The sequence below is a fragment of the Streptomyces sp. NK15101 genome (assembly GCF_020400725.1).
GTDB lineage: Bacteria > Actinomycetota > Actinomycetes > Streptomycetales > Streptomycetaceae > Streptomyces.
The window spans coordinates 158248-169765 of the sequence record NZ_JAINVG010000009.1 but is presented as its reverse complement, the minus strand read 5'-3'; the positions used below and the strand labels follow the sequence as shown (position 1 = coordinate 169765).

At 70.5% G+C, this 11518-nt stretch carries 7 protein-coding genes; 2 read left to right on the top strand and 5 right to left on the bottom strand.

The features are described from left to right. Positions 1–64: 64 nt before the first annotated feature. The 3 genes from K7G60_RS07770 to K7G60_RS07760 all read right to left on the bottom strand — a co-directional run bounded on the left by K7G60_RS07770 (position 65) and on the right by K7G60_RS07760 (position 3424). Positions 65–973, bottom strand: coding sequence for a carbohydrate ABC transporter permease (locus K7G60_RS07770; RefSeq protein ID WP_225800055.1), 909 nt, complete (start codon positions 971–973; stop codon positions 65–67). A gap of 4 nt (positions 974–977) precedes the next feature. After that, on the bottom strand, positions 978–1985 hold the full coding sequence (locus tag K7G60_RS07765) for a carbohydrate ABC transporter permease (RefSeq protein ID WP_225800054.1): 1008 nt from the start codon (positions 1983–1985) through the stop codon (positions 978–980). A 92-nt stretch (positions 1986–2077) separates the two neighbouring features. Beyond that, entirely contained in the window at positions 2078–3424 is a 1347-nt protein-coding gene (locus tag K7G60_RS07760) for an ABC transporter substrate-binding protein (protein ID WP_225800053.1), read from the bottom strand. A 365-nt stretch (positions 3425–3789) separates the two neighbouring features. Between K7G60_RS07760 and K7G60_RS07755 the strand changes: the two genes are divergently transcribed. Then, on the top strand, positions 3790–4824 hold the full coding sequence (locus K7G60_RS07755) for a LacI family DNA-binding transcriptional regulator (protein WP_225800052.1): 1035 nt from the start codon (positions 3790–3792) through the stop codon (positions 4822–4824). A gap of 76 nt (positions 4825–4900) precedes the next feature. Here K7G60_RS07755 and K7G60_RS07750 read toward each other — a convergent pair whose 3' ends face one another. Together K7G60_RS07750 and K7G60_RS07745 are read right to left on the bottom strand one after the other, a co-directional pair. Next, positions 4901–6646, bottom strand: a complete 1746-nt coding sequence (locus K7G60_RS07750) for a glycoside hydrolase family 6 protein (protein WP_225800051.1) — start codon at positions 6644–6646, stop codon at positions 4901–4903. Between the two features lie 16 nt (positions 6647–6662). Then, a complete protein-coding gene (locus K7G60_RS07745; RefSeq protein WP_225800050.1) occupies positions 6663–8216 on the bottom strand; it encodes a cellulase family glycosylhydrolase in 1554 nt (517 codons plus the stop codon). Positions 8217–8490: 274 nt separating this feature from the next. Here K7G60_RS07745 and K7G60_RS07740 point away from each other — a divergent pair, with 274 nt between their 5' ends. Beyond that, on the top strand, positions 8491–11403 hold the full coding sequence (locus K7G60_RS07740) for a glycoside hydrolase family 48 protein (protein ID WP_225800049.1): 2913 nt from the start codon (positions 8491–8493) through the stop codon (positions 11401–11403). The last annotated feature ends 115 nt before the right edge of the window (positions 11404–11518 follow it).

Genomic DNA, 11518 nt, shown 5'->3' with positions numbered 1-11518 from the left:
TACGGGTACGTCGGCACGTCGGTACTTCGGTACTTCGGTACGGAGAGGGGGGCGGCGCGGCCGGTCAGCTCTTGACGGCGCCGGCCGTGATGCCGCCGACGATGTGCTTGCCGAGGAAGGCGAAGACCAGCAGCAGCGGCACGGTGGAGATCAGGGCGCCGGTCAGCACCACGGCGTGGTCCACGGTGTGGTTGCCCGCGCCGAGGCCGGCGAGCGCCACCTGCAGCGTGGGGTTGCCGTCCGGGGTGAGCGCGATGAACGGCCAGAAGAAGTCGTTCCAGGCCTGGACGAAGACCAGCATGCCGAGCACCGCCATGGCGGGCCTGGCCACGGGGAAGACCACGTGCCAGATGATCCGGAGGCTGTGCGCCCCGTCCATCCGGGCCGCCTCCACCAGCTCCATCGGCAGCGCCTCCACCAGGAACTGGCGCATGAAGAAGACGCCGAAGGCGGCGACGAGCGAGGGCAGTACGACCGACTGGAGCTGGTCGAACCAGCCGAGGTCCGTGATGATCTGGTAGAGCGGGATCACGCTGAGCTGCGGCGGGACCGTCATCGTGGCGACCACGAGCGACAGCAGCATCCCCCGGCCCCGGAAGGGCAGTTTGGCGAAGGCGAAGCCGGCGAGCGTGGAGAAGAGCACGGTGGACAGCGCCACCAGGCTCGCCACGATCGTGGTGTTGACCAGCGCTTCGCCCATGTCGACCTGGTTCCAGGCGAAGCTGAGGTTGTCCAGGAGCCGCTTGCCGGGCAGCAGCGGCGCCGGGGCCTCCACGACCCGCTCGCCGGTGTGGGAGGCGGCGACCACGTTCCAGTACAGCGGGAAGAGCGAGACGAACGCGGCGACGACGAGCAGGACGTACGTCACCGGTCCCGCGTGGTGCTGACGGCCGGCCGACTGGCGGAAGCGGGGCCCCGGCCGGGCCGCCGGGGCCCCGGTCCCGATCGGCGTCGTGTCGAGTGTGCGGGCCATGAGGTCATCCCCTCGGCTTCGTGCGGTCGCGGCGGGAGACCAGCGCCTGGACGCCGCCGATCAGGAGGAGGAGCAGGAGCATGACCCAGGCGATCGCGGAGGCCTGTCCCAGGGCGCCGGTCACCCAGCCCTTCTCGTACATCAGCAGGCTCAGCGTCTGGAACTGGTTGCCGCTGCCGCCGCTGATGCCGACGCTGCCGCCGAAGAGCATCGGCTCGCCGAACAGCTGGGTGGCGCCGATGGTGGAGACGATGATCGTGAAGAGGATCGTCGGCCGGATCGACGGGATGGTGACGCTGATGAACTGCCGCCAGCGCGAGGCCCCGTCGAGCGAGGCCGCCTCGTACAGGTCCTGCGGCACGGCCTGCATGGCGGCCAGGTAGATCAGGGCGTTGTAGCCGGTCCAGCGCCAGGTGACGATCACCGAGATCGCGATCTGCGCCGGCCACTTGGAGGACTCCCAGTCCACAGGGTCGATGCCGATCCAGCCGAGGAGGCCGTTGATCATCCCGTAGTCGGTGTTGAACAGCTGGGCGAAGACCAGGGTCGCCGCCGCGATCGAGGTGGCGTACGGGGCGAGGATCGCGACCCGGAAGAAGCCGCGGCCGCGGAGCTTGTAGTTGAGCAGGTGCGCCAGGCCCAGGGCCATGAGCAGCTGCGGGACGGTCGAGATCACCCCGATGGTGAAGGTGTTGAGGAGCGCGTTCCAGAAGAACTCGCTGGTCGCGAGGTCGGTGTAGTTCTCCAGGCCCTTCCACGTCGGGTCGCCGCCGAGTTCGACCCGGTTCAGCGAGAGCCAGCCGGTGTAGAGCAGCGGGAAGAGGCCGAAGGCCGCGAAGGTGAGGAAGAAGGGGGCGATGAAGACGTACGGGATCGCCTTGATGTCCCAGCGGTAGAGCGTGCTGCGCCAGGCGCCCGGGGCGGCACGGCGGCCGCGCGGGCCGCCGGGGGAGGAGGGCGGCGCGGCGGGCGGCGGGGAGCCGGCCCGCTTCGCCCGAACGGAGGTGGCCACGGGGGCGTCCTTCCAGGTCGATGCGTGCGGTGGTGCGGACGGTGCCGGTCCGCCGCCGCCCGCGGACGGCGGCGGACCGGCAGGCGCCCCCGCTACTGGTCGATCTTGTCGTCGACCAGCTTCTTGACGTTCTCCCAGGCCTTGGCCGGGTCGGTGCCGCGCTGCTCGATGTCGAGGATGCCGTTGTCGGTGAGGAAGGTCTTCACCTGGCCGTCGTAGCGGCTGATGACGGCGGGGGTGATGCCGACCGCCGCGCTGGAGAAGATCTTGCCGACCGGCGTGTCGCCGAAGTACGGCAGCTTCGCCTCCTGGACCGCCGAGGAGAGGAGCGTGTCCTTGGACGAGGGGATGTTGCCGTTGACCGCGAACACCTTGGCGTGCTGCTCCGGGGCGGTCAGCCAGGCGGCGAGCTCGGCGGCCTCCTTGGTGTGCTTGCCGGCCTTGGGCACGGCGAGGAAGGAGCCGCCCCAGTTGCCGGCGACCGGCGGGGCGGCGATGTCCCACTTGCCCTGGTTGGCGGGACCGGCCTGGTCCTTGATGATGCCGGTCATCCAGCTCGGGCAGGCGACCGTGGCGAACTTCGAGTTCTTGAAGGCCGCGTTCCACGTGCCCTTCTCGTCGAACTGGCGCAGCTTGGCGGTGAGTCCGCCCTGGGCCGCCTTCACGGCGGTCTCCCAGGCCTTCTTCACGCCGGGGCTGTTCTCCCAGTCGAGCTCGCCGCTCGCGTTGGCGTACTGCACCGGGTCGCTGGAGACGACGGCGTTGAACAGGCCGCTCGCGGAGTCGTGGAAGGAGGTGCCCGCGGGCGCCGCCGCCTTGTACTTCTCGCCGGTCTCGATGAACTTGGACCAGTCGCCGGCCCACAGCTTGCCGACCTCCTCGCGGGCGGTGGGCAGCTTGGCCTTGGCGAAGAGTTCCTTGTTGTAGCAGATGGCCATGGGGCCGATGTCGGTGCCGAGGCCGATGACCTTGCCGTCGGCCGTGGTGGCCTGCTTGACCTTCCAGTCGACGAAGTCGCCGAGGTCCGCGCCGCCCTCCTTGCCCAGGTCGACCCACTTGTTCGCCATGGCGGTGCCGGTCGCCTCGGCGATGTAGCCCACCTCGACGGCCTGGATGTCGGCGACGCCGCTGTTCTGGGCGAGGCGCAGCTTCAGCGTGTCCCAGTACTTCTGGCCGTCGGAGACGTTCGACTCCTCGATCTTGATGTTCGGGTGGAGCCGCTCGTACTCGGCGTAGAGCTTGGCGCCGGTCTTGTTGTCGTAGCCGAAGGAACCGAAGGTCCCGATCCGCAGCGTGATCTTCCCGGAGCCCTGGCCGTCCTTGCCGGCGCCGTTGTCCTCGTCGCTGCCGCAACCGGTGAGCAGGGTCGTGCCGGTCACGACGACGGCGACCGCCGCGATCGCCGCCCGGCGTCCGCGTCTGCTGCTGGAAGTGCGCATTCCACTCTCCTCGTCCAAGGTGGTGCTCTTTGTGCGCCAAGGGGTCCGGCCGGCTGATCGCGGCTCGGCGGCGGCCGCCAGGACCTGATGAAGGCTGTGTCGCGTCCCGATGGGAGCGCTCCCACGTCGTTGCCGGAAGGTTGCTGCCTGGCGGGTGCGGGTGTCAAGACATGAACGCGGATTCGTTACCGGAAGGTTTTCCGGGGGTTTCGCGGCGTCCCGCGGGGTGCCGGGCCGTCATCTCCTGAACGCGGGCGCGTGACGCGGCGCGTGACCGTGGACTACTGTGGGAGCGCTCCCATCCGTCCGGGCGTCCTTCCGGGCAGGTGAGCGGCGCGTTGTCCTACGAGGGGAGTTCGGAAGTTGTGAGCGGACGGCAGAGCGGCAGACCCACCCTGGAGCAGGTCGCGGCCATGGCCGGGGTCGGCCGGGGCACGGTCTCCCGGGTCATCAACGGCTCCCCCCGGGTGAGCGAGCAGACCAGAAGGGCCGTCGCCCGAGCCGTCGCCGAACTCGGCTACGTGCCCAACCAGGCCGCCCGCGCCCTGGCGGGCAGCCGCACCGACGCGATCGCGCTCGTCATCCCCGAGGCCGAGGCCCGGCTCTTCGCCGAGCCCTACTTCCTCGACCTCATCCGCGGGGTCAGCGCCGAACTCGCCGAGGCCGACAGACAGCTCCTGCTCACCCTGGTCCGCAGCGAGCAGGAGCGGCAGCGCTTCGAGCAGTACCTCGCCGCCCAGCGCGTCGACGGGGTGCTGCTCGCCTCGGTCCACGGCGACGACCCGCTTCCCGACCGCATCAGGGAACTGGGCCTCCCGGTCGTGCTGAACGGCCGCCGCGCGGAGGCCGAGCCCGTGCCGTACGTGGACTCCGACAACATCGGCGCCGGACGGGCGGCCGTCGCCCACCTGGTGGGCCGCGGCCGGAGGCGGGTCGCGACCGTCACCGGCCCCCTCGACATGTACGTGGCGCGCGCCCGGCTCGGCGGCTACCGGGCCGGTCTCACTGAGGCCGGACTCCCGCCCGACGAGACGCTCGTCGCCAACGGCGACTTCACCGAGGAGGGCGGCCGACGGGCCATGCGGCGGCTCCTGGACCGCCGGCCGGACCTGGACGCCGTCTTCGCCGCCTCCGACGTGATGGCGGCCGGCGCGCGGGGCGTCCTGCGCGAGGCGGGCCGCCGAGTGCCGGAGGACGTGGCCCTCGTGGGGGTCGACGACTCGCCGGTCGCGCGGCTCATGGACCCGCCGCTGACGAGCGTGCGGCAGCCCACCGAGGAGATGGGCCGCACCATGGCGCGGATGCTGATCCAGGAGATCCCCGGGAACGCGGAGGCCGCCCCGGTGGAGCCGCGCCGCCACGTGCTGCCGACGGAGCTGGTGGTGCGCGACTCGTCCTGAGCGGTACGGGGCTCCGCACGGCACTGCGGCCGGCCGGGACCCGGGGGTCCGGCCGGCCGCAGGCCCACGGGCGGGGTTACAGCGCCGGGTGGGCGTTCTTCAGGAGCTCCTGGAACTGCGCCGAGAACCACTTCCCGGCGAGCGGGGCGTCCGGCAGCGCGCCGGACATGCTGTTCCCGTTGCGGACGTTGCCCGTGTACGTCGGGTCGCACATCCGGTCGAAGCCCTTGCCCTCGTCGTTCGGGATCTCCTTGGAGGCGCCGTCGGACTCGCCCGGGGGCTTCATCCAGACGTACGCGTCGATGCCCGCGGCGGGTGCCGCCTGGGGCCGTTCGCCGAGACCCGCTCCGGACTGGTTGCACCAGTTGCCGGGGTTGAGGCGCCGGTCGTAGCGGCCGCCGTTGACGTACGTGTCGACGCTGGTGAGCGCGCCCGGGCCGGTGGGCCGGGCGGTGCCGCCCCAGCCGTTGCGGGAGGTGTCGATCAGCATGCCGAGGTTGCTGTCGAAGCCGATCGAGACCAGCTTGGCGCGCATGGCCTGGGCGTACGACAGCTCGTCGGTGTAGCGGTTCCAGTCCACCCACTTGGACTGGCGCACGGAGACGCCGTTCACGCTGTCGTCGATCTTGAAGTGGTCCTCCTTCAGGGCGCTGTAGTTGGCCGTGTTGACGATGAAGCCGTGCACGTTGGAGAGGGTCGAGCCCTCCGCCGTGGCGGCCTGCTTGAACAGTTCGGCGGAGGGGCCGAAGTTGTCGTCCCAGCCCAGCCAGCCGTGGTGGCCCGCGTCGACGTAGTTGTAGACGTTGGCGATCGCGCCGAGCTTCTTGAGCGCGTAGCCGACGCCGGTGATGTAGTTGCCGTTCGCCTTCATGACGTCGCAGTTGGCGGTGGCCGTGGGACGCCCGGAGACGTTGGTGACCAGGTTGGGCAGCGAGTCGATCTCGACGGTGGTGACGATCCGCAGGCCCGCGTACTTGGAGTCGGCGAGGATCGCGGCGATCGGGTCGATGTACTCGGTCTTGTAGCGGCCGATCTCCGTCGGGCCGAGCTCGCCGTTGGAGGCGAGCGCGGCGCAGTCGCGGCCGGGCAGGTTGTAGATGACCAGCTGGACGACGAGCTCGCCGGAGCCCTTCTGCCTCAGGGCCTCGTCGAGGTGGGCGCGCAGGCCCATGGAGGTGCTCGAACCGTTGATCGCGGCGATGCGGTCCAGCCAGACGCCGGTGGGCTGGTTGGAGACCTTGGTGCCGCCGGGCTCGGCCGCCGCCTTCGCGGACCACTCGGGGTTCACGTACACCTTGGCGCCGGCGTACGGGTTGTCGGCCTTGGTGCCCGCCGGCGGGGTGGTGGGCGGTGTGGTCGGCGGGGTCGTCGGGGGAGTGGTGGGCGGGTCGGTCGGCTGCGTGGCCGTGTTGCAGGTGACGCCGTTCAGCTTGAAGGCGGCCGGCACGGCGTTGGTGCCGCTGTAGGAGCCGTTGAAGCCGAAGGAGGTCGAACCGCCGCTCGCGAGCGCGCCGTTGTAGGACATGCTCTTGGCGGTGACGGCGGCCCCGGACTGGGTGATGGTGGCGTTCCAGCCCTGGGTGACCTGCTGGTTGCCGGCGTAGCTCCATTCCAGGGTCCACGAGGACGTCGGGTCGCCGGTGTTCGTGACGACGACGTTGGCGCCGAAGCCGGTGTTCCACTGGTTGGTGATCTGGTACTCGACCTTGCAGCCGGCGGCGGCGGCGCCGGCGGTGGCGGTGCCGAAGACCGTGGCGGTGGCTCCGGTCGCGGTGACGAGGCCGAGTGCCGCCAGGAGGGCGGTGCGGCTGGTGCGGCTCATGGGGTGGGGGTTCCTCTCAGGAGGTGAGGGCGCGCAGGTGGTCGCGCAGCCCGATGCCGAACGTGGTGGGGGTGCCGTCGTACGAAGTGATGAGCGCGGGGCCGGAGTTGCAGTTCCAGGTGTTCCAGGTCCAGCCCAGGTACGAGAGGCCGCGGTCGTCGAACCACTTCATGACGCGGTCGATGAACGCGTGCCCGCAGGTGTTCTCTCCGATCTCGCCCGCGAGGAGGGGCACTTGGGCGGCCACGGGGGCGAGGGTGCTGTTCCAGCACGTCTCGTCGGCGCAGGTGTTGAAGTTGTAGACGTGCCAGGCGGCGGCCAGATTGCCCGCCGGGTCCGTGGGGCGGTACGTGAGCCACTGGCTCAGGTCGTTGGAGTACGCGAGGCCCGGGACGAGGACGAGGTTCTTCGCCCCCGTGGCGCGGACGGCGTCCACCAGGTCCTGCATGCCGGCGACCTCGTAGCCGATGCCGGGGCAGGTGCCTCCGTCGCGCCAGCAGGACCAGGCCTGCGCGGCGGTGGAGGTCGCCCGGTCCGGGTAGGGCTCGTTGAAGAGGTCGAAGACGACCCGCTCGTCGTTCTTGAAGGTGTTCGCGACCGAGGTCCAGAACGCCGGGGTGTACCGGGCGTCCGGCATCGGCTTCTGGCAGGTGGCGTGCACGTCGGAGCAGCCCGCCGAGTTCCCGGTGTACTGGCCGTGCGTCCAGTGGAGCTCGACCACGGGGGTCATGCCGTGGGCGAGCACCTTGGCCACCAGGTCCTTGACGGCGGTGACGTAGTTCGCACCCCGGTACTCGGGTTTGATGTTGTCCAGGCCGAGCCAGCACTCCTCGTTGAGGGGGATGCGGACCGTGTTGGCCTTCCAGTCGGCGATCGCCCGGACGGAGGCGTCGTCGACGGGGCCGTCGAAGAAGCCGTAGCCCTGGACGCACATGAACTCGCCGCCCGAGCGGTTGACGCCGAGGAGACGGCGGGTGGCGCCGTTCTGGTCGGTGAACCTGTTCCCGGAGACGGTGAGTTCGGGTGCTCCGGTCACCGGTGTCGGGGTGGTCGGGGGAGTCGTCGGAGGGGTGGTCGGGGGAACGGTCGGATCGGTGGGTGTCGGCGTCGGCGTGGTGGGTGTCGGCGTCGGCGTGGGGGTCGGAGGCGCATCCGTGTCGCACGGCGTGCCGTTGAGCGTGAACGCGGTGGGCGCCGTGTTGGTGCCGGTCCAGGAGGCGATGAAGCCGGCCGAGACCTTGGCGCCCGTGCCGAGCGCGCCGTTCCAGCCCTCGTTGACGACCGTGACGGACGTCCCGGACTGGGACCACTTGCCGCCCCAGCCCTGACTGAGGACCTGGCCGGCCGGGAAGTCGAAGCCGAGGCGCCAACCGTTCAGCGCGGCACCGCCGTTGGTGACGGTCACGGCGCCCTGATAGCCGCCGGCCCACTGGCCGACGACCGAGTACTCCACCGTGCAGGCGGGTGCGGCCGCGGCTCCTGAGGCCGTACCCATGACGGCGAGAGCGGTGCTCGCCATCGTGAGCGCCGCTCCTGCGAGCAGCGCGGACAGACGTGGGGGATGTCGCATGAGCGAGTCCTCGCAGCGAGGGCACACCCCTGACGGTGTGCCGACTGGATGGAATCGCTCCCACTGGGTCGGGGCAGACCGTAGCGCCAACAGCCGCCAAGCAAAAGAGGAGTTGAGTAAATTCCCCGACTTTTGGCTTCGACTTCCTCACACACCTTGACGGCGTTGGGCCCCAACTGCACAGTGGGAGCGCTCCCACTGGTTCAGGGCTTGACCGTCGCACTTCCCGCTCTTCGCAACCCCGACCTCCCGAGCCGCGAGGAGAACCACCCCCATGGCATCTCTCCGACAGAGAACGCGAACACGGCGGCGCCTGACCGCGCTGGCCGCATCGCTCTCCCTCCCCCTCGGCCTCACGGCCGTCGGCGCCACGACGGCCCAGGCCGCCGCCGTCCAGTGCAGCGTCGACTACAGGACCAACGACTGGGGTTCGGGCTTCACCGCCGAACTCACCCTCACCAACAGGGCCGCCGAACCCCTCAACGGCTGGACGCTGACGTACTCCTACGCCGGCGACCAGAAACTCACCAACGGCTGGAACGGCGTCTGGTCGCAGTCCGGCAAGAACGTCACGGTGACCAACGCGTCCTGGAACGGCACCCTCGCCGCGGGCGCCGCCACCACCACCGGCGCCCAGTTCTCCTACAGCGGGACCAACGCCGCCCCGACCGGCTTCGCCGTCAACGGCACCACGTGCGCCGGCGCCCACCAGCCCCCGGTCGCGGTCCTGACCAGCCCCGCCCCGGGAGCCGTCTACACCGAGGGCGACGCGGTGCCGCTCGCCGCCACCGCCGCCGCGGCCGACAGCGCCACCGTGAACAAGGTGGAGTTCTACAGCGACACCACCCTCCTCGGCACCGACACCACCGCGCCCTTCACCTACAGCGCCACCGGTCTCGCCGCCGGCGCCCACTCCCTCTACGCCAAGGCCTACGACAGCCTCGGCGCCTCCGCCGAGTCCGCGCCCGTCGGCATCACCGTCGCCGCCGGACCCGCGCTCGTCGCCTCACCGACCCAGCTCGGCGTGCGCCAGGGCTCCACGGGCACCTTCGACCTGAAGCTCTCCACCGCCCCGACCGCCAACGTCACGGTGAGCATCGCCCGTACCTCGGGCAACACCAACCTCACCGCGACCCCGGCCGCCCTCACCTTCACCCCGGCGAACTGGAACACCGCCCAGAAGGTGACCGTCGCCGCCGCGGCCACCGGCACCGGCTCCGCCGTCTTCACCGCGACCGCCCCCGGTCACGCCAAGGCCGAGGTCACCGTCGCCCAGCTGGCCGCGGACTCCACGTACGACGCGCGCTTCCTCGACCTGCACGGGAAGATCACCAACCCGGCCAACGGCTACTTCTCGCCCGAGGGCATCCCGTACCACTCCGTGGAGACCCTGATCGTCGAGGCCCCCGACCACGGGCACGAGACGACCTCGGAGGCGTACAGCTACCTCATCTGGCTCCAGGCCATGTACGGCAAGATCACCGGTGACTGGACCAAGTTCAACGGCGCCTGGGAGACCATGGAGAAATTCATGATCCCCACCCACGCCGACCAGCCCACCGGCTCCTCCTACAACGCCTCCAAGCCGGCGACGTACGCCCCCGAGTGGGACCTCCCGTCCCAGTACCCGGCGAGGCTCGACTCCGGCGTGACCTCCGGCTCCGACCCGATCGCCGCCGAGCTCAAGAGCGCCTACGGCACCGACGACATCTACGGCATGCACTGGATCCAGGACGTCGACAACGTCTACGGCTACGGCAACGAGCCCGGGAAGTGCTCCGCCGGACCGACGGCGACCGGCCCCTCGTACATCAACACCTTCCAGCGCGGCCCGCAGGAGTCCGTCTGGGAGACCGTCACCCACCCCACCTGCGACAACTTCTCCTTCGGCGGGAAGAACGGCTACCTGGACCTCTTCACCGGAGACTCCTCCTACGCCAAGCAGTGGAAGTTCACCGACGCCCCCGACGCCGACGCCCGCGCCATCCAGGCCGCCTACTGGGCCGACCTCTGGGCCAAGCAGCAGGGCAAGGGCTCCCAGGTCGCCACGACCGTCGGCAAGGCCGCCAAGATGGGCGACTACCTGCGGTACGCCATGTTCGACAAGTACTTCAAGAAGGTCGGGAACTGCGTCGGACCGACCGCCTGCCCGGCCGGCACCGGCAAGGACAGCGCCCACTACCTGCTGTCCTGGTACTACGCCTGGGGCGGTGCCACCGACACCTCGGCCGGCTGGTCCTGGCGCATCGGCTCCAGCCACAACCACAGCGGCTACCAGAACCCCCTCGCCGCCTACGCCCTCAGCTCCTACGCCCCCCTCAAGCCCAAGTCGGCGACGGGCGCGGCCGACTGGGCCACCAGCCTCGGCCGACAGCTGGAGTTCTACCGCTGGCTCCAGTCGGACGAGGGCGCCATCGCGGGCGGCGCCACCAACAGCTGGCAGGGCCGCTACGCCACCCCGCCGGCCGGCACCCCCACCTTCCACGGCATGTACTACGACGAGAAGCCCGTCTACCACGACCCCGCGTCCAACCAGTGGTTCGGCTTCCAGGCCTGGTCCATGGAACGGGTCGCCGAGTACTACCAGCAGACGGGCGACGCCAAGGCGAAGACCGTCCTCGACAAGTGGGTCTCCTGGGCGCTGTCCAAGACCACGATCAACCCGGACGGCACCTACCGCGTCCCCTCCACCCTCCAGTGGTCCGGCGCGCCCGACACCTGGAACGCGGCGAACCCCGGAGCCAACGCCGGACTGCACGTCACCGTGGCCGACTACACCGACGACGTCGGCGTGGCCGCCGCCTACGCCAAGACGCTCACCTACTACGCCGCCAAGTCCGGCCACGCCGAGGCCAAGCGCGTCGCCAAGGCCCTCCTCGACGGCATGTGGAACCACCACCAGGACGCCCTGGGCATCGCCGTCCCGGAGACCCGCGCCGACTACAACCGCTTCGACGACCCGGTGTACGTGCCGAGCGGCTGGACCGGCACCATGCCGAACGGCGACGCGGTGAACTCCTCCTCCACCTTCGCCTCGATCCGCTCCTTCTACAAGGACGACCCGGCCTGGCCGAAGGTCGAGGCCTACCTGGCGGGCGGCGCCGCCCCCGTCTTCACCTACCACCGGTTCTGGGCCCAGGCGGACATCGCCCTGGCCATGGGCTCGTACGCGGAGCTGCTCGAATAACAGCCCGCCCCGCGAGAGCGGGCTCCGCGTACGACGAGGCCGGGCGGTCCCCGAGAGGGTCCCGCCCGGCCTTAGGAGGTGTCTCCCGGCACCCGCCGGGCGCCCCCGGCGGGTG

Excerpts from the sequence above, each read along its gene's own strand:
- K7G60_RS07770 (WP_225800055.1), bottom strand. The coding sequence starts at position 973 with ATGGCCCGCACACTCGACACGACGCCGATCGGGACCGGGGCCCCGGCG.
- K7G60_RS07750 (WP_225800051.1), bottom strand. The coding sequence starts at position 6,646 with ATGAGCCGCACCAGCCGCACCGCCCTCCTGGCGGCACTCGGCCTCGTC.
- K7G60_RS07745 (WP_225800050.1), bottom strand. The coding sequence starts at position 8,216 with ATGCGACATCCCCCACGTCTGTCCGCGCTGCTCGCAGGAGCGGCGCTC.
- K7G60_RS07760 (WP_225800053.1), bottom strand. The coding sequence starts at position 3,424 with ATGCGCACTTCCAGCAGCAGACGCGGACGCCGGGCGGCGATCGCGGCG.
- K7G60_RS07740 (WP_225800049.1), top strand. The coding sequence starts at position 8,491 with ATGGCATCTCTCCGACAGAGAACGCGAACACGGCGGCGCCTGACCGCG.